The following is an 18,493-nucleotide window of genomic DNA, read 5'->3' on the forward strand; positions in this document are numbered from 1 at the left end:
CGGGATCAGGACGCGGTCTGCTGGTCGCGCCGGTCGAGCGAGGCGAGGTACGCGTTGTACGCGGCGAGCTCGGCGTCGCCGTCGCGGTCGGCGGCGCGGTCGGCGCGGCGGGCCTGGCGTTCCTCCGAGCGGGCCCACTGCAGGGTGAGCGCGATCAGCACGATCGCGGTGGGGATCTCGCCGAACGCCCAGGTGATGCCGCCGGCGATCTGCTGGTCCTTGAGCAGGTCGGTGCCGGGCGGGGCCGTCTCGGAGGTGAAGGTGTCGACCAGCGGGTGGGTGGCCATCATCACGGCGACGCCGAAGAAGGCGTGGAACGGCATGCCCATGAAAAGTTCGATGATCCGCATCACGAAGCCCGGCCGGTGCGGGCCCGGGTCGACGCCCATGATCGGCCAGAAGAAGACCAGGCCGACCGCGAGGAAGTGCACCATCATCCCGATGTGCCCGAGACGGTACTGCATCAGGAAGTCGAACAGCGGGGAGAAGTACACCCCGTACAGGCTGGCGATGAACAGCGGGATGGTGAACGCCGGGTGCGAGACCACCCGCACGTACCGGCTGTGCAGCAGGGCGACCAGCAGCTCGCGCGGGCCCTTGCCGCTGCCCTTGGGGGCGGGGCGCAGGGCGCGCAGCGCGAGGGTGATCGGCGCGCCGAGCAGCAGCAGGATCGGGGACAGCATGGAGAGCACCATGTGCTGGATCATGTGCGCGCTGAACAGCACCATGCCGTAGTCGTTCAGCCCGGAGCAGGTGACCAGCAGGATGGTGCCGACGCCGGCCACCCAGGCGATCAGGCGGCCGACCGGCCAGCGGTCGCCGCGCCGCCACAGGCGGACGGCGGCGGCGGCGTACAGGCCGAGGGCCAGCAGGCAGCCGACCAGGAAGGGCCAGTCGGGCGACCAGCCGAGGGCGGAGGAGAGGCCGAACGGGCCGAGGCTCCCCCCTCCGTGGTGGTGCATCCCTGCCATGCCGTCGCCCATCGGCGGGTCCCGCTTTCCGTTTCGCCCGTTTTGCTTCCGGTCCAGCCTAGGTGCCGCTTACACCGGACCTTCACGCGACCCCCGGGCCGGGGTCGCCCGCGCGCGGGCGCCCGGTCCCTTTGGAGTGGGATCACCGCGGCCCACGTGGGCACCACCCGCCCGGCCGGTCGTGCCCTGATTCCTTACCGAAGGATGACCGGCCGCCGCCGGCACCGGGAGACGGCCGGTTCGCGTGCTTGGCTGGGACCTGACGACGCACCGACCCGGAGGGACGACCTGTGAACGGACGCCGATTGTGGGCGCTGCTCGGCGCCGTGGCAGTGGCTGCGGCCGCCGTAGGGCTGTGGTTGTTCGCGCCGTGGAAGGCGTTCACGGACACGGCGGTCGACGAAGCACTGCCGACGGCGGGTGCCGCGCGCGTCTCCCCGGCCGCTGCGTGGCCCCCCGCCGGTGCGGCCGGTGGGACGCCGAGCGCCGGTGCGGCCGGTGGGACGCCGAGCGCCGGTGCGGCCGCCCCGGGGCCCGTCGAGCTGGCGAGCGGGAGCTTCCGGTCCGGCGAGCACACCACCACCGGCGCCGCGCGGCTGGTGAGGCTCCCGGACGGCAGCACCGTGCTGCGGCTGGAGAACCTGAGCACCTCGGACGGTCCGGATGTCCGCGTGTACCTGTCCGCCGAGCCTGCCGCCGTCTCCCGGCTGGACAGCCTCGGCGACGGTGCGCTCGAACTCGACCGGCTGAAGGGCAACCTGGGGAACCAGAACTACACCGTTCCGGCCGGCACCGATCTGTCGAGGTTCCGCAGCGCGGTGCTGTGGTGCCACCGCTTCTCGGTCGGGTTCGGTGCCGCCGACCTCACTCCGCGAGCGGGATGAGGGTGTTCTCGCTGCGGCGGCCGGCCTCGAAGTCGTCGACGTTGCGGAGGGTGGCGTCGATGATCTGGCCGACGGCGGTGCGGGTGAAGTAGGCCTGGTGGGAGGTGACGACGACCTGGGGGAAGGACACCAGACGGGCGAGGACGTCGTCGGTGATGCCGCTGATGGAGAGGTCGGTGAAGAAGACGCCGGTCTCCTCCTCGTACACGTCGAGGCCGACGCCGGCGAGGCGGCCGGCGCGGAGGCTCTCGACGAGGGCGGCGCTGTCGACCAGGCCGCCGCGGCTGGAGTTGACCAGGATGGCGTCGGGTTTCATGGCGGCGAGGGCGGCCGCGTCGATCAGGTGGTGGGTGGCGGGGAGCAGCGGGACGTGCAGGCTGACGATGTCGCTGCGGGTGAGGAGCTGGTCGAGGTCGACGTAGGTCATGCCGAGGTCGCGGCAGGCGGGGTTCTCGGTGATGTCCCAGCCGAGGAGTTCGGTGCCGAAGCCGTGGGCGATGCGGGTGAAGCACTCGCCGATCTTGCCGGTGCCGACGACGCCGACCGTCATGCCGTGGATGTCCCGGCCGAGCAGCCCGTCGAGCCGGAAGTCGAACTCGCGGGAGCGGTTGGCGGCGCGGGAGAGGCGCCGGTTGACGGCGAGGGCGAGGGTCCAGGCGTGTTCGGCGACGGAGTGGGGGCTGTAGTGGGAGACCCGGGCGACGGTGAGGCCGAGTCCGGCGGCCGCGTCGAGGTCGATGTTGTTGAAGCCGGTGGAGCGCTGGGCGATCAGCCGGGTGCCGCCGGCCGCGAGGAGTGCGAGGGTGTCGGCGTCGAGTTCGCCGTTGACGCTGCTGGAGACGGCCGGGTAGCCGGCGGCGAGCGGCGCGGTGTCGCGGTTGAGGAAGACGTCGAGGCAGCGCAGCCGGTGGCGGGCCGCGAAGGCCCGCTCCAGGATGGGTCGCTCGTCCGCCAGCACGCCGTACGCGAGGATCTCCATGGCGCCCACGCTAGCCGGAGGGGCGTACCGCGCGGGAGTGCGGCTCGCCGGTCCGGTGCGGGCGGCGGGTCGTGCCGGAGGGTCAGGCGGCCGCTCCGCCGTCGATGACGAGGTCGGTGCCGACGACGGAGGCGGCGGCGGGGGAGGCGAGGTAGCGGACGGCGGCGGCGACCTCGTCGACGGTGGAGACCCGGCCGAGCGGGGACTGCTCCTTCATCCGGGCGTCCCGCTCCTCGGGGGTCTCGCCGGGGAGCAGCGACATGGTGGTGTCGGCGGCGCCGGGGCTGACGGCGTTGATGCGGACGCCGTCGGCGATGTGGTCGAGCGCGGCGGCCCGGGTGAGCGCGGAGACGGCGGCCTTGGAGGCGATGTACGCGGCGAGGCCGGGGCGGCGGCGGTGCGCGCCGAGGTTGGAGGCGATGTTGACGATGGCTCCGCCGCCGTGTGCGCGCATCCAGGCGATCTGCGGCCGCATCGCGGCGACCACGCCGAGGACGTTGGTGTCGAGGACGGCGCGCCAGTCGTCGAGCGGCTGGTCGGCGAGGGGGCGGCCGCCGCGGAAGATGCCGGCGTTGTTGACCGCGACGTCCAGTGAGCCGAAGGCCCGGACGGTGTCGGTGACGAGGCGTTCGGCCTGTGCGGGGTCGGTGATGTCGGTGGGGAGGGCGAGGGCCCGGCCGCCGGCGGCCTCGATCAGGGCGACGGTCCCGGCGAGCGGTTCGGCGCTGCGTCCGGCGACGGCGACGGCGGCGCCCTCGGCGGCGAAGGCGAGCGCGATGCCCCGGCCGAGGCCGCTGCCGGCGCCGGTGACCAGGACGGTCCGGGAGTGGGTCATGGCGTACTCCTTGATTGGAACGATCGGTACAGAATGAGGATGCGGAAAGGGCGGCGCGACGGCGGAGCTCAGTCGAGGAGGGTCAGGGCCTGCTCGGCGGCCTGGCGCAGCCGGGCGGGCTCGCCGGCCGTCCGGCCGACCACCCGCAGGCCCTGGAGCAGCACCAGCAGCATCCGGGCGAGCGCCTGCGGGTCGCGGCCGGCGGGGAGTTCGCCCTGGGCGCGGGCGCGGGTGAGGGCGGAGGCGAGCAGCAGTTCGAGCCGGTCCCAGCTGGCCTGGACGCGGCGTTCGGCGTCGGGGTCGTGGCCGGCGAGTTCGGCGGCGGTGTTGGTGACCAGGCAGCCCCGGCGGCGCTGGTCGTGGACGCCTTCCTCGGCGAAGCGGCGGACCACCGCGCGGACGGCGGGCAGCGCCGGGCCGGGGGCGGAGAGTTCGTCGAGCAGCCGTCCGTCGCCGACCTCGCGGTAGCGGTCGAGGGCGCGCAGGAAGAGCTGGTGCTTGCTGCCGAAGGTGGCGTAGAGGCTGGCCCGGCCGATCCCGAGACGTTCGGTCAGGTCGGCCATCGAGGTGGCCTCGTACCCGCGCTCCCAGAACAGGTCCAGGGCGGAGCGCAGTGCCGCGTCGGGATCGAACTCCTTGGTCCTCGCCATGGTCCCGACCCTAGGCCGATCCGGACCGATCGGTCAAGAAAGGGGAGCGGAGAAAGGCCCCCGCGGCAAGGCGGGGGCCTGACTCCGACGGTGCGTCAGATGACGGTCTCGGCCTCGACGTAGCGCTCGGCGGGGACGGTCTTCAGCTCGGCGACCGCCTCGGCGAGCGGCACCAGCTTGATGTCGGTGCCCTGCAGGGCGGTGATGTGGCCGAAGGCGCCCTTGTGGGCGGCCTCGACGGCGTGCCAGCCGAAGCGGGTGGCGAGCACCCGGTCGTACGCGGTGGGGGTGCCGCCGCGCTGGGTGTGGCCGAGGATGACCGGGCGGGCCTCCTTGCCGAGGCGGTGCTCCAGCTCGCGGGAGAGCTGGGTGGCGATGCCGGTGAAGCGCTCGTGGCCGTACATGTCCTTGGTGCCCTCCTCCCACGGCATGGTGCCGGGCTCGGGCTTGGCGCCCTCGGCGCAGACCACGATCGCGAACTTCTTCTGCCGCTCGAAGCGCTCGCGGACGACCTCGGTGAGCTTGTCGATGTGGAACGGGCGCTCCGGGACGACGATCGCGTGGGCGCCGGCGGCCATGCCCGCGTTGAGGGCGATCCAGCCGGTGTGGCGGCCCATCACCTCGACCACCATGACCCGCTGGTGCGACTCGGCGGTGGTCTTGAGGCGGTCCAGGGCGTCGGTGGCCACCGTGACGGCGGTGTCGAAGCCGAAGGTGACGTCGGTGCAGGCGATGTCGTTGTCGATGGTCTTCGGGACGCCGATGACCGGGACGCCGCCGTCGCTCATCAGCTTCGCGGCCTTGAGCGTGCCCTCGCCGCCGATCGGGATGACCGCGTCGATGCCGAGGTCGGAGAGGAGCTTCTTGGCCCGCTCGACGCCGTCCCGCAGGTGGCTGGGCTGGACCCGCGAGGAGCCGAGGATCGTGCCGCCCTGGGCCAGGATGCCGCTCACCGAATCCAGGGTCAGCGGGCGGTGGACACCCTCCAGGAGACCGCGCCATCCGTCCTGGAAGCCGATGATCTCGTCGCCGTGGTCGACCACCCCCCGGTGGACCACGGAGCGGATCACGGCGTTCAGGCCGGGGCAGTCACCACCGCTGGTCAGGACACCAATACGCATTGCTTTGCCAACTCCCCTGGGGGCTCCTCCCAGCCGTCGGGCTGGGGGAAGTTCGGACGGCCGGACTGGTGGGTGGGAAACGGACAAAACGCCCGAAACCAGCCTGCTGCACAGCATACGGTTCCTGTGTCCGGCCGGGCAGAAACCGACGCGGGAGCGGCATCCTCGACGCGCCACACGTAACTGCTGGCCCCGACGCCGAGGAGGGTGGTGCGTCCGGGCCCCTCTATTCTGCTATGGATCGCCCCCTCGGCGGACCCGCCGACCACATCGCGGTCAGCGGGCCCGGCCGAAAGCTACGCGGGACGGGTGGTGGCGGCGATGCGCTCGGTGCGCAGCGCGTCGTACCAGGTGGTGTCGGCCGGCGGCAGGGCGCTCACGTCCAGCGCCAGCTTGAGCAGCATGTCGGCGACGGCGGGGTTGCGGGCCATCACCGGGCCGTGCAGGTAGGTGCCGAAGACGGTGTCCCGCCAGGCGCCCTCGGTGCCGTCGCCGGTGCCGTTGCCCCGGCCGACCTGCACCCGGGCGAGCGGCTTGGCGCCCTCGCCGAGGTGGGTGACGCCCTGGTGGTTCTCGAAGCCGGTCAGCTGCGGCAGGCCGAGCTGCGGGTCGACGTCGGCGAGCACGTCGCCGACGCACCGGGCGCCCTCGCCGCGGGTGGTCCACACGTCCAGCAGGCCGAGGCCCGGCTCGCGCTGTCCCAGGTCGTTGATGAACTCGTGGCCGAGGATCTGGAAACCGGCGCACACCGAGAAGATGATCGCGCCGTTCTCGGCGGCCCGGACCAGGCCGCCGTCGTTGCGCAGCCGCTCGGCGGCGAGCCGCTGCGGGCGGTCCTCGCCGCCGCCGATCAGGTAGATGTCGCCGGAGGTCGGCACCGCCTGGTCGGAGCGGACGTCGATCCGGGTCACCCCGAGGCCGCGCTGGCGGGCCCGGCGCTCCACGACCAGGGCGTTGCCGCGGTCGCCGTACGTGCTCAGCAGGTCGGGGTAGACCCAGACCAGCCGCAGGCTGCTCTCACTCATCTTCGAAGGCCTTCCGTACTGCTGACCGTGCTGGCTGTACTGGCTGTCGTACTGCGGGTTCGGCGGTATCGACATCAGGCGGCGACCGCCTTGCGCAGCTGCTGGAAGGCGGTGTAGTTGGCGATCGCCTCGATCCGGCCGGGCGGGGCGGCGGCCACCGCCTCGGCGAGCGAGTCCACCACCTGGAACTGCAGGCCCGCGACCTCCAGGCGGACCGCCAGGTCGAGCTTGCGCTGGCCCATCACGAAGATCGGGTGGCCGGCCAGGCGCTCGTAGTCGACGTCCCACAGCCAGGAGGTGTCGGTGCCGTCGGCGTCCATCGCGTTGACCGAGAGGATCACCGGCGCCGGCGGGCCGTCGATCAGCGAGAAGGTCTCCAGCCAGCCGGCCGGGTTCTTCGCCAGCAGCAGCCTTATGTCGCGGCCCTGGTACTGCACCACGTCGTAGCGGCCGGCCACCGCGGTGACCGCCTGCATGCGCTGCAGGGCGACCTGCGGGGCGACGCCGAAGACGGCGGCGACGGCGGCGGAGGAGGTGGCGTTGGCCAGGTTGGCGCGGCCGGGCAGCTGCAGCTGGATCGGCCAGGCGCCGCGGTGCGGGTCGATCACGTGGGTGCCCTGGAGCGCCCAGTGCGGGTTGGGGCGGCGGAAGCCGCACTCGCCGCAGAACCAGTCCTCGCCGGGGCGCTGCATCACGCCGCCGCAGGACGGGCACGACCAGGCGTCCTCCTTCCACGCCTGCCCGGCGGCCACCCAGACCACCTTCTTGCAGGAGGAGGCGGCCCAGGTCACCAGCGGGTCGTCGGCGTTGGCGATGATCACCGCGTCGGTGTCCTTGAGGCCCTCGCGCCACTTCTCGGCCATCATCCGGGTCTCGGCGGCCCGGTCCAGCTGGTCGCGGGAGAGGTTGAGCAGCGCTATGGCCTTCGGCCGGGTGTCCCGGGCGACCATCGGCAGGTACTTCTCGTCCACCTCGATCACGCCGAAGCGGGCCTCGGTGCCGTCGGTCAGGGCGGCGGTGATGCCGGCCGGCATGTTGGCGCCGAGCGCGTTGGAGACCACCGGGCCGGCGGCGCGCAGCGCCTCGGCGATCAGGCGGGTGGTGGTGGTCTTGCCGTTGGTCGCGCTGACCAGGACCACGTCGAGGTGCTCGGCCAGGGTGGCGAGCAGGTCGGGGTCGAGCTTCAGCGCGATCTTGCCGCCGATCACCGAGCCACTGCCGCGTCCGGCCTTCTGCGAAAGGGCGGCGGCCATCTTCCCGGCCGTCACGGCGATCTTGGCGCGGGCGGGCAGGCCGTCGCGCGCGCCTTCCGAATCGGTGGCTGGCATGCTCAGCGGTTCCTCCTTGCTGCGGCACCGCCCGGGCCGGGGGGTGACTCGGGCGGCATGGACGAGGCCAGCCTACCTACTCCCGCCAGTGCCGTTGAGCCGGGGCACACGCTATTGGATCAGAGGGCCTAACGGACCGTGAGATCCGGGGGCCCCCGGTCAGGCCGCCGAGAGGGCCACCGGGAGGCTGTCGTAGGCCGCCACGAAGTTGGACGCGCGGCGGGCGGGCGGTCCGAGCGGGGTGATGGTCTCCACCCTGGCGAGCAGGGCCTTGAGCACCAGGCGCAGCTGGCTGCGGGCCAGTGCGGCGCCCATGCAGAAGTGCTTGCCGCTGGTGAAGGACAGGTGCGGGTTGGCCTCCCGGTCCAGGCGGAAGACGTCAGGGTCGTCGAAGACCTCCTCGTCGCGGTTGGCCGAGGGCAGCCACAGGCAGAGCAGGTCGCCCGGCTCCAGCGCGGTGCCGGCCAGGGTGGCGGGCCTCAGCACCGTGCGGGTCAGGTGCAGCGGCGGGGTGGTCCAGCGCAGGATCTCCTCGACGGCCCGGTCGAGGTGCTCGGGGTGGCGGCGCAGCCACTGCCACTGCTCGGGGTGGGCGGCGAGCGCGGCCACGCCCCCGGCGGTGGCGTTCTTGGTGGTCTCGTTGCCGCCGATCGCCAGGTTGAGGCAGTTCAGCAGGACCTCCTCGCGGCTCAGCCGGTCGCCGTCCAGTTCGGCGTCGAGGAGGCGGCGGACCACCCCGTCCTCGGCGAGCTCGGCGTGGTCGAGCAGGCCGGCCAGGTGCATCAGCAGCTGCCCGTTGGCGGTCGCGGTGGAGCGCCGCCGCACCGCGAGGTCGCCGACGCCGGGGTCGTGCTCGCCGAGCGAGCCGCAGACCGCGCGGCTGGCCCGGTCGGAGAGGGTGGCCCACTCCTGCTCGGGCAGGCCGAGCAGCAGCCCGGCGCCGGCCGAGGGCACCCGGCCGGCGACCGCGGCGACGAAGTCCGTCTCACCGGCCCGGACGGCCTGCTCCACCCAGTGCTCGACCCGGTCCTCCAGCATGCTGCCCATGGCCCGGGCGGCGGACCGGGTCAGACCGCTGCTGACCAGGCGGCGCAGCCGCTGGTGGCGGGGCGGGTCGGTGAGCTCGATCATGCGCCCGGCGGCCGGGTCGGGTTCGCCGAGCGAGGTGTCCAGGGTCATGCCCCACTCGGAGCTGTAGCCGGTGGCGTCCCGCAGCACCGTGTCGATGTCGTGGTAGCGGGTGACCGAGAGGAAGGCGGGGGCGCCCTCCCGCTCCTGGCGGTGCAGGCGGCCGCTGCGGCGCTGCTCGGCCCAGAGCCGGTGCGGGGGCTCGGGGAGGAAGGAGCGGGGGTCGGACAGGTCGGTCACGTCCGTGCGGCCCGTGGCGGCGGCGGTGGGCAGGAGGTCAGACACCGACGGTCTCCTCGGCGTGCGGGGCGGGGATGAAGCCGGAGGCGTGGAAGTAGCCGATGTAGCGGTCCAGCAGCCGGGCGTCGACCGGCGGACAGGCCAGGCCGCTGCCGGCCAGGTCCCGCTCGATCCGGGCCCGGTCCAGGCGCGGCGAGAAGCGGGTGGTGGCGAGTTCCTCGACGGTCGCGCCGCCGCCCGCGGCCTCGGTGGTGAACAGCGGGGCGAACGGGGCGAAGGGGTGGTCCGGGCGGGCCGCCAGGTGGTCCAGCAGGGCGTCCACCCAAGCGTGGTAGCCGATGGTGCGGACCGGATGGCCGTGCGCCTTCAGCCGCTCCACGAAGTCGCCGAGCATCGCCTCGCGCGGATTGGTCAGGTGGTACGTCTGCCCCTCGGCCGGCCGGTGGGTCGCCAGGTGCACCACCGCGCCGGCCGCGAAGTCGATCGGCACCAGGTTGAGCGGCAGGTCGAGCTCGGGGGCCAGCCGCAGCTCGGCGATCACCCGGAAGAACTCGCAGAGCGCCGCGGCGCTGTTCCAGGTGTACGAGGTGGTGTCCCCGGACAGCTCGTACGGGCGGTGCACGGCGACCGGCAGGCCGGCCAGGCCGGCCCGCCGGACCAGCTCCTCGGACACCCACTTGGACTCGGTGTAGCCCATCGACAGCAGCTCGACGTGGGAGAGCGGGGTGGTCTCGGTGACCTCCCGGACACCGCCCGCGCCCATGCCGTGCACCACGGCGACGGTGGAGATGTGGTGCAGCGGCACCGACCGGCGGGAGGCCAGGCGGACGATCTCCCGGGTGCCCTCCACGTTGGCGGCCCGCAGCTTCTCGTACGGGTAGAGGAAGTTGACCTCCGCCCCGCAGTGGTGGATCACGTCGGCGCTGTCCGCCTGGAAGTCCCACTCCAGCTCGCTCAGGCCCAGCCGCGGCAGGGCCAGGTCGCCGAGGACCGGCTGCACCCGGTGGGCGGGCAGCGGCCGGTCGATGCCGTACCGCCGCTGGGCCTCGGCGAGCCGCCGGTGGGCGTGGTCGATGTCGTCGGCCCGGACCAGGGCGTGCACGTCGGCGTCGGTGCGGTCGAGCAGCTCGCGCAGCAGGTACGCGCCGAAGAATCCCGTCGCGCCCGTCAGCAGGACGTGGTGCGGGGTGCGCCAGCCCGGCCGGGGGGAGGCCGTGGTGACCGGGGGCGGCTCCCAGGCCAGGTCGGGCCGCCAACGGTCGGCGGGGGCGGCGGCGGGCTCCGGTCCGGCCCCGGCACCGGCCACCCGCTCGACGGCGGCGGTGAACGCCCCGAGCACCGGCTCGCCCAACAGCACCGTCACCAGCTCGAAGTTGTGCTGGTCGCTGATGCCCAGCTCCTGCTGCACCCGGGCGACCAGCTGGACGGCCAGCAGCGAGCTGCCGCCGGCGGTGAAGAAGCCGTCCTCGGGCTCGGGCCGGCCGGCGGGCAGCAGCGCGCACCACACCCGGGCCACCGTCTCGGCCGGCGACTCGGCGTCCGCCGCCGACCCGGCCTGCTGCGCCGCCGGGACGGGCCGGGGCAGCGCCGCCCGGTCCACCTTGCCGTTCGGGGCGAGCGGCAGGCGCTCCAGCACGGTGACGGTGGCCGGGACCATGAAGGCGGGCAGCCGTTCGGCGAGGTGCGCCCGCAGCTGCGCCGGGGTGGGCCGCGACCCGGCGGGGGCGGCGACGTAGGCGGCCAGGCTGCGGGTGGTGCCGTCCTCGACGGCGACCAGCACGGCGTCGGTGACGGCGGGGTGCGAGGTCAGCGCGCAGCGGACCTCCTCCGGCTCGATCCGGAAGCCGCGCACCTTCACCTGGTCGTCCCGGCGGCCGCGGTACTCCAGCGCGCCGTCCGGGCGGCGGACCACGAAGTCCCCGCTGCGGTAAACCCGCCGCGGCGCGCCGTCCGGGCCGAGCGGCAGGGTGCGGAAGCGGCGGGCGCTCTCCTCGGCGTTGTTCAGGTAGCCGGTGGCGATCCCGCCGCCGCCGATGCACAGCTCGCCCTCGTCGCCGTCCTCGACCGGGCGGCCGTGCTCGTCCAGCACGTGGCAGTCGGTGTCGGCGACGGGCGCGCCGATCGGCACGCAGGTGGCGTCGGCGGGGAGGTCGGTGATCAGCTGCGCGCTCGCCACGCAGGCCGCCTCGGTGGGCCCGTAGGCGTTCACCAGGTGCTGCGGGCGGCCGTGTTCGAGCACCCGCCGGGCGGCGTCGGCGCGCAGCGCCTCGCCGCCGGTCAGCACCCAGCGCAGGCCGGCGAAGACCTCGGGCCGGTCCTGGGCGATCCGGTGGAAGATGCTGGTGGTGAGGAACAGCGCGGTGATGCCGCGCTCCTCGACCACCCGGTGCAGCTCCGGCGCGGAGAGCAGCACCTCGGAGGCGACCGGCACCAGGCAGGCGCCGTTCAGCAGGGCGGGCCAGAACTCCAGCACCGAGGCGTCGAAGGAGAGCGTCGCGGCGTGCAGCACCCGGTCCTCGGGGCCGGGTGCGTAGAAGCCGTTGTCCACCGACAGCCGGGCGACGCCGCGCTGCGGCACCGCCACCGCCTTGGGGCGGCCGGTGGTGCCGGAGGTGAACATCACGTACGCGGGCGCCTGCGGACCGGGCAGCTCGAACGGTCCGTCGCCGGCCGCCGCGCCCGTCTCCAGCACCTCGGCGAAGCGCAGCACCGGGAGCGCCGCGCCGGCCAGCCGCCCCGCCCCGGGCAGCCGGACCACCGCCACCGCGCCCGCGTCGGCCAGCATGCCGTGCAGCCGCTCGGCGGGCAGCTCGGCGTCCAGCGGCAGGTACGTCGCCCCCGCGTACGCCACGCCCAGCAGCGCCGCGCACGCCTCCGGCCCGCGCTGCCCGAGCACCCCGACCACCGCGCCCGGGCCGATCCCGGCGGCGGCCAGCCCGCGGGCGAACCGCTCCGCCAGCGCGCCGAGCTCCGCGTACGTGTACCGCAGCTCCGACCCCTCGACCGCGGGCCGCCGCGGGTGCCGGCGCACCTGCTCCGCGAACAGCTCGGCCAGTGACCTGCCGTACGGATCCGCCCCCGCCGCCACCGTCGTCATCGTCGAGCCCTTCCGCCGCCGTGCCTCTTCCCTCGGACGCGGGGAGCGTAGGACGGGCCGGAAGGCGCCGACGACCCCCGCCCGGACCTGCGGCGGAAGGGATCACCGCAGGTGGGAGCGGGTGCGGGCGGCCGGGGGCGGGGCCGTACTTCGGCAAGTGGCCGGCGGCACAGGCGGATCTTCCCCCGGGCCGGGGTTCAGAGCCGGTGGGGCTCCCCGAGGTGCTCGGCGAGGCGGGTGAGGGCCTCCTTGACCACGGCCGGGTCGAGGGAGTGGCAGAGCCGGAAGCGGCCCGGGCGGGCGGCGTGGAACACCTCGCCCGGGGTGAGCGAGATCCGGGCCCGCTCGAACAGCCGCTGCCACAGCACCCGTTCGCCGCCCCAGTCGCCGGTGGGCAGCCACGGCTCCAGGTCCGCCCAGATCGACAGCCCCGCCCCGGCGGGTGCGTACGGGATGCCGTGGGCGTCCAGCAGCCCGGCGGCGGCGCTGTACGAGGCGGCCAGCCGGCGGCGGTTCTCGGCGAGGAAGGCGTCCGTCCAGAGCACGTCCGACAGCAGCCAGGACAGCATCGCCTGGGTGTCGGTGGCGACCGGCGCGAAGTGGGCGAAGGCCCGTACCGCGGAAGCCAGTTCGGGATCGGTGGTGTGCACCGTGGCGACCTTGAGGCCGGGCAGGCCGAAGTCCTTGGCGAAGCCCCACACCTGGTGGACGCCGGGCCGCCCGGCGAGCGAGGCGAACGCGGTGCGGCCGAACACCGTGCCGGCGTAGACCTCGTCGGCGATCACCTCCACCCGGTGCGCGGCGGCGACCGCCAGCAGCTCCTCCAGGGTCTCGGCCGGGTACACCTCGCCGGTCGGGTTGCAGGGCGAGGTGAGCGCCACCGCGCGGACGGTCGCGCCGGTGCGCCGGGCCCGCTCCAGGGCCCGGTCCACGGCCTCGGGCAGGCCCGTGCCGGTGTCGGTGCGGGCGGGCAGCAGCTCGGCGCCGGAGCGGCCGGCCAGGTCGGAGTCGAAGGGGCCGTAGTAGGGGGCCGGGACGACGATCGCGTCGCCCGGGTCGCAGAGCGCGGAGGCGACCGCGTCCAGCGCGGCCGAGGCGCCCGACACCACGACCAGCTGCTCGGCGTCCAGCGGCTGCCCGGTCAGCCGGGAGAGCAGGCCGGAGACCCGGTGGCGCAGCTCCTCGGTGCCGTGCAGCGGCGCGTAGCGGGAGTGGCGCTCGGCGAGCGGCGGGCGGCCGGCCAGGCGCTCGGCCAGCAGCTCCCAGACCAGCCGGTTCTCGGCGGTGCCGAGGTTGAGGTAGCCGTCCGGGCACAGGTCCGGGTGGTAGGAGCAGGCCTCGGCGCGGAAGTGCACCCCGGCGATGGCGGGGGCGTCTGCCAGCAGGGCCCGCGCGGTACGGGAGAGCATCGGCGTCCTCCTGGCTGGTCGGCAGGGCGGTCGGGGCCGGTCCGCCGCCCGCCCCGCAGCGCGACGCTAACGGGGCGGACGGGCGGGCGGCACGTGACGCGTGCGAGCCGTGCGCACAATGACGACTGAACGGACGCACTGTGCCCAGTCGACGGCGGGGCCGGGGCCGACCCGGTCGGTCCGGCCCCGCCGGTCAGGCGCGGCCGGGCCAGGCGGCCGGCAGCTGGTCGGCGGCCTCCGCGAGGTGCGCGGTGATCACCAGGGTGCCGTCCTCGACCTGGTAGTCGAGCGGGGCGGAGAGCCGGCGCATGGTGGAGATCAGGCCGGTGTTGGAGGAGGTGGTGACCGCGTACACGGTCTTCACCCCGGCCTCCAGGGCGGAGGCGGCCATCCGGCGCAGCAGGTCCACGCCCAGGCCCCGGCGCTGCCAGTCGTCCTCGACCAGCAGGGCGACCTCCGCGCCCTCGTCGTCCCACATCAGGTGGGCGAGCGCCACGATCCGGCCGTCGGCGGTCTCCACGGCGAGGGTCTGGCCGTGCCGCGGGTCGAGCAGGTGGTCGAGGTAGCGGTCGGCGTCCCGGACCGGGCCGTGGTAGCGCTTGCGCAGCGCGTCCGGGGAGCAGCGCCGGTGCATGGCGAGCGCCTGCGCCTTGTCCTCCGGCACCGCGCGGCGGACGGTCAGGTCGTCCTCGCCGGCCGGCTGCGGCAGCCGGGCCGCGACCTGCGGGACGCGCGGGCCGAGCAGGCTGTCCAGCTCGACCAGGGCCTGCGCCCGGGCGAACTCGGTCGGGGTGAACGGCAGGTGCGGGCGGCTCAGCTCGATCAGGTCGCCGCCGGGCACCGGCAGGCGCATCACGTGCCCGTCCACCCCGGCCGGGGTGGAGCGGCCCTTGTCCGGGTACTGCCGGATGGTCGAGCGGCCGAACAGCTGGCGCAGCGCCACCGGCAGCTCGGAGGCGTCCAGCGCGGTCCGGGTGGCGAGCGCCAGGACGTGCGCGGGCACGTCGACCAGCTCGTGGGCGTCGGCCTCGTCGGTCCAGATGTCGTGCCCGCCGGCCGCCGCGAGGGCGGAGGTCAGCTCGGCCCGGGTCAGCGAGCGCGGCGCCCGGACCAGGAACTCGTCGACCGTGCCGGAGGGCAGCGGGTGCGTCTGCAGCGAGACGATGTTGACCCGCAGCGAGGCGAGCGCGGTGCACACCTTCGCCAGGCTGCCGGTGGAGTCCTCGACGGTGGTGCGGACCCGCCAGAGCACGCTTGGCTCGTACTCCTCCAGCGGCCCGCCGGCCTCGCCCGCCGCCTCCGCCGGGCCGGGCGGTGCGGGGGTGTCGGGCGAGGGCGGTCCGTGCGGATGGCGATGCGCCCACCAGCTGTGGAACAGCGCCGTGGCGAGCAGTGCGGCGGCCGAGACCACCAGCAGCACCGGTCCGTCGTGGCCGTGCACCACGACGTTGGCGACCAGGTCGGCCGCGGCCACGGCGGTGAAGATGGCAGCGATCTCGACGGCGTCGCGGCGCCAGCGCTGCTTGCGGATGGCGGTTCTGGTCTTCGGGAAGGTGATTTCGTTCATGACAGCATCGTCGCGCGCTGCTGTTTCACGATCACGAATCTCCCGTGACCTCGCGGTAAATGTCTGTCAGTTCGGAGCCCGCCGATCGCACTTCCGAGAGCAGGAGGTGCAGGTCGGCCTCGGTGGTGGTGGCGTTCAGCAGACAGGCGCGGATCATTTCCCGACCCCGGTGCAACGCGCCGGTGACGAAGACCTCACCGCGCAGCTGGACGGCGACCGGAAGCTCTTTGTTGACGGTGTTCAGTCGATTTTCTTCGATTCCGGCGGGCGCGTACCGGAATGCCACGATCGAGGTCTCCACCGGGGCGATCAGCTCCAGCTCCGGGTCCGCCTCCACCAGCTCGCCGAGCCGGCGGGCCAGTGCCGTGGTGTGCGCGATGTCCGCCGCCACCCCGGCCCGGCCGCGGTGCGCGATCGACGCCCACACCTTCAGCGAGCGGAACGGCCGGGTCTGCTCGGTGCCGTACTCGGAGAACCAGCCGAGCGAGCCGGCGGCCTCGTCGCGCAGGTAGGACGGCACCAGGCTGAAGGTGCCGCGCAGCTCCTCGGCGTCGCGCACCAGCGCGCAGCCGCAGTCCACCGGCACGCCCAGCCACTTGTGCGGGTCCAGGGCCAGCGAGTCGGCCCGCTCCATGCCCGCGTAGCGGTGCGCGATCGTCTCGTCCAGCACGCCGAAGGCGCCGTACGCGCCGTCCACGTGCAGCCACAGGCCCTCGCGCTCGGCCAGGTCGGCGATCGGCTCGAACGGGTCGACCGCGCCGGTGCCGACCGTGCCCGCCGAGGCGACCACCAGGAACGGCAGCCGGCCGGCCGCCCGGTCCTCGGCCACGGCCGCGGCCAGCGCGTCCAGGTCCAGGTGCCCCTCGGCGTCGGTGGCGACCGTGCGCAGGTTGCGGCTGCCCAGGCCGAGCAGCTCGGCCGCCTTGCGGACGCAGGAGTGGGTCTCGCCGGTGACGTAGCCGACCAGCGGCGGCATCCCCGCCAGGCCGTCCTCCCGGACGTCCCAGCCGGCCGCCCGGGCGGCGCGGTTACGGGCCGCGGCCAGGCAGACGATGGTCGCCATCGAGGTGCCCGAGGTCAGCAGGCCGCCGCCGGCCGGGTGCGGGAAGCCCACCAGCTCGGCGATCCAGCGCACCACCGCCCGCTCCAGGTGGACGTCCGCGTGGTCGCCGCCCGCCGAGCTCGGGTTCATCGCCGAGGCGGCCAGCGTCGCCAGCACGCCGGCCGGCTGCGGGGCCGAGTTCACCCAGCCGAAGAACCGCTGGTTGCCGTTGCCCATCGGCGCGGACATGATCCGCTCGCCGACGGTCTTCAGCAGCTCCTCCAGCGGCGCGCCGTGCTCCGGCAGCTCCAGGTCGAGCAGCGCCTGCCGCTCGGCGTCGTCCATCGGCTGCCACACCGGCCGCGCGGGCAGGCCCTCCAGGTAGTCGGAGACCAGCTCGGCGGCGGTGCGCGCGGCGGTACGGAAGTCGTCGGTGCGGCGGAGGTCGTCGGTCACGGCAGCAGCTCCCAAAGGCACGGGGAACTCGGGCACGGCGCCGTCGGCGTACCGGGGATCACCGTGATCGTACGCGACCGGTCAGTCGAGGGTGCTGGGGAGCCCCGCGCTGTTGCGGCAGTAGCCCTGGATCTCCTTGTTGGTCAGCTGCGAGCACAGCCGCGCCGCCGCACCGGACTCGGTGTAGTTGACGGTGTAGTAGCTGACCAGGCCCGCGGTGCAGTCCTTGCGCTGGGTGGCGTCCTTGCCGGTGGCGCACTGCTGCCCCGCCCAGTCGACCCGGTCCAGGTTGTACTTCATCGTGCGCGAGCCCACGCCGTGGGCGCAGTCGGTCCTGCCGCCGCCCGCCCCCTGGCACCACTTCAGCGCCTCGGCGAACACCTCCGGGTGGTTCGCGTAGTCGTGCGAGGACAGGTAGAAGGTCGGGGCGTAGAAGTAGCAGGCGGACTGGAACAGGCTGGGCTGCTCCGAGCACGGGTAGAACGGGTCGGCGGCGAGCTTGTCCGCGGGCAGGTTCGCCTTGGCCTTCTCGTCCTCCTCGTCCGGGGCGAAGAGCTGCATGAAGACGCCCTCGGAGCAGGTGACCTGCTGGTGCTGGGTCGGGAACTTCTTGCACAGCTCGCGGGCCTGCGGGATGTCCTGCTTGGTGACGAACATGATCCCGTGGCCGACGCCGTGGATGCACGGGCCCTTGTTGGCCGGCGCGCACAGCTTCAGGATGTCGCCCTGCGGGTCCTTGGAGTTGGCCAGCATCTCCTCGACCGCGCCGTGCAGGTAGCCCGCCGCGCAGGTCTCGTGCGGGAAGGAGATCACCTTCTGGAAGTCCTGCTTGTACCGCTGCACCGCCGCGTGGCCCAGCTCGTGGGCGATCGGGTGGCAGAAGCGGACCGTGTAGGGCTTCTCCTTGGTGGTCTTGTCCAGGTCGGCCAGGGCGACGCCCGGGTCGGCCTTCTCCATCTCCGCCATCAGCTTGTTGCGCAGCGTCGAACGGGTCCACACCGCCGGATCGGCGGTCGAGGACGGCTGCGCGGAGCCGGAGCCGGACGGCTGTGCGCCGCCCGCCGCGGGCGGCGCGGCGGAGCTCGCCGCGGGGGAGGAGGCCGGAGCCCAGTCGGTCACGGCCACCGCCCCGAGGCCCAGTGCGCCCAACAGGACAGCGGTGATGATCGCGAAGAGTCGCGGCTGCATGACGTGGATCCCCCGGTGGATCGACGGATACGGACGGTACGCGGTCCCATCCTGACGGCTACCGTCCGGAAACCCCGGATCGGTGCGGCCAAGCAGGGGAGTGTCGGACGTCGATCATCCCGACACAGTGCGCACACCCTCTCACAACGAGGGCGTCACATCATAAGACCGGCCGCGACGGCTGCCGGTTCCGCCCCTTTCGGAGCAGTGAACCTGCCGGGCCTGCCCGAAATCGGGCAGGATTCTTGGTGAACCCGCCATCGATGCATAGGCTGCTCACTCGTGCCCGCCTCACCCCACCCTCACGAAGACCTGCTCGCCCACCTCACCCGCACCACGCCGCTGGCGCCGGGAGAGGCCGCGCGGGTGGTCGCGGAGGTGCTCGCCTACTTCTCCGAATCCACCGAGGAGTACGTGCGCCGCCGTCACGGGGAGCTGCAGGCACGGGGCCTGACCAACGAGAAGATCTTCGCCCGGCTCGGCGCCGAACTCGCCGCCCGGCGGGTCGCCGCACCCGAGCTGTCCACCCGTCAGCTGCGCCGGATCGTCTACGGCTGAGGCGGCAGGCCCGTC

At 73.9% G+C, this 18,493-nt stretch carries 15 protein-coding genes; 2 read left to right on the forward strand and 13 right to left on the reverse strand.

What is annotated here, in order from left to right; all coding sequences use genetic code 11:
- Positions 1-5: 5 nt before the first annotated feature.
- Complete coding sequence (locus ABEB06_RS35285; RefSeq protein WP_345702092.1) at positions 6-962, reverse strand: cytochrome c oxidase assembly protein; 957 nt, start codon at positions 960-962, stop codon at positions 6-8.
- 299 nt (positions 963-1,261) lie between these two features.
- Here ABEB06_RS35285 and ABEB06_RS35290 point away from each other — a divergent pair, with 299 nt between their 5' ends.
- Positions 1,262-1,855 carry a DM13 domain-containing protein gene (locus ABEB06_RS35290; RefSeq protein ID WP_345701005.1) on the forward strand — a complete coding sequence of 198 codons (594 nt, stop codon included), beginning with the start codon at positions 1,262-1,264 and terminating at the stop codon, positions 1,853-1,855.
- Here the strand turns inward: ABEB06_RS35290 and ABEB06_RS35295 are convergent.
- From ABEB06_RS35295 to ABEB06_RS35350, 12 genes are all read right to left on the reverse strand, one after another.
- Positions 1,836-2,834, reverse strand: a complete 999-nt coding sequence (locus tag ABEB06_RS35295; protein WP_345701006.1) for a 2-hydroxyacid dehydrogenase — start codon at positions 2,832-2,834, stop codon at positions 1,836-1,838. The two genes, ABEB06_RS35290 and ABEB06_RS35295, sit on opposite strands and share 20 nt — an antisense overlap.
- 82 nt (positions 2,835-2,916) lie before the next feature.
- Positions 2,917-3,669 (reverse strand): SDR family NAD(P)-dependent oxidoreductase, encoded by a 753-nt coding sequence (locus tag ABEB06_RS35300; protein WP_345701007.1) that lies wholly within the window; start codon positions 3,667-3,669, stop codon positions 2,917-2,919.
- Between the two features lie 68 nt (positions 3,670-3,737).
- A complete protein-coding gene (locus ABEB06_RS35305) occupies positions 3,738-4,319 on the reverse strand; it encodes a TetR/AcrR family transcriptional regulator (protein WP_345701008.1) in 582 nt (193 codons plus the stop codon).
- A gap of 95 nt (positions 4,320-4,414) precedes the next feature.
- Positions 4,415-5,440 (reverse strand): 6-phosphofructokinase, encoded by a 1,026-nt coding sequence (locus ABEB06_RS35310; RefSeq protein ID WP_345701009.1) that lies wholly within the window; start codon positions 5,438-5,440, stop codon positions 4,415-4,417.
- A gap of 296 nt (positions 5,441-5,736) precedes the next feature.
- Positions 5,737-6,465, reverse strand: a complete 729-nt coding sequence (locus ABEB06_RS35315; RefSeq protein ID WP_345702093.1) for a type 1 glutamine amidotransferase — start codon at positions 6,463-6,465, stop codon at positions 5,737-5,739.
- 74 nt (positions 6,466-6,539) lie between these two features.
- Positions 6,540-7,793 carry a Mur ligase family protein gene (locus ABEB06_RS35320; protein ID WP_345701010.1) on the reverse strand — a complete coding sequence of 418 codons (1,254 nt, stop codon included), beginning with the start codon at positions 7,791-7,793 and terminating at the stop codon, positions 6,540-6,542.
- Positions 7,794-7,952: 159 nt separating this feature from the next.
- Complete coding sequence (locus ABEB06_RS35325; RefSeq protein ID WP_345701011.1) at positions 7,953-9,206, reverse strand: cytochrome P450; 1,254 nt, start codon at positions 9,204-9,206, stop codon at positions 7,953-7,955.
- Entirely contained in the window at positions 9,199-12,258 is a 3,060-nt protein-coding gene (locus tag ABEB06_RS35330; protein ID WP_345701012.1) for an amino acid adenylation domain-containing protein, read from the reverse strand. The genes ABEB06_RS35325 and ABEB06_RS35330 overlap by 8 nt, the downstream gene beginning before the upstream one ends.
- Before the next feature lie 197 nt (positions 12,259-12,455).
- Positions 12,456-13,667, reverse strand: coding sequence for an aminotransferase class I/II-fold pyridoxal phosphate-dependent enzyme (locus ABEB06_RS35335; protein WP_345701013.1), 1,212 nt, complete (start codon positions 13,665-13,667; stop codon positions 12,456-12,458).
- A gap of 193 nt (positions 13,668-13,860) precedes the next feature.
- Complete coding sequence (locus ABEB06_RS35340) at positions 13,861-15,234, reverse strand: GNAT family N-acetyltransferase (RefSeq protein WP_345701014.1); 1,374 nt, start codon at positions 15,232-15,234, stop codon at positions 13,861-13,863.
- 31 nt (positions 15,235-15,265) lie between these two features.
- Positions 15,266-16,732: a pyridoxal phosphate-dependent decarboxylase family protein gene (locus ABEB06_RS35345; RefSeq protein ID WP_345701015.1), complete on the reverse strand. Its 1,467-nt coding sequence runs from the start codon at positions 16,730-16,732 to the stop codon at positions 15,266-15,268.
- An 81-nt stretch (positions 16,733-16,813) separates the two neighbouring features.
- Positions 16,814-17,920 (reverse strand): hypothetical protein, encoded by a 1,107-nt coding sequence (locus ABEB06_RS35350; RefSeq protein WP_345701016.1) that lies wholly within the window; start codon positions 17,918-17,920, stop codon positions 16,814-16,816.
- Positions 17,921-18,202: 282 nt separating this feature from the next.
- On the opposite strand from ABEB06_RS35350, the gene ABEB06_RS35355 reads away from it, so the two are divergent.
- Positions 18,203-18,478, forward strand: a complete 276-nt coding sequence (locus ABEB06_RS35355; protein ID WP_345701017.1) for a hypothetical protein — start codon at positions 18,203-18,205, stop codon at positions 18,476-18,478.
- Positions 18,479-18,493 lie beyond the last annotated feature (15 nt).

Origin of the sequence: Kitasatospora terrestris (assembly GCF_039542905.1) — a bacterium.
GTDB classification, from domain to species: domain Bacteria; phylum Actinomycetota; class Actinomycetes; order Streptomycetales; family Streptomycetaceae; genus Kitasatospora; species Kitasatospora terrestris.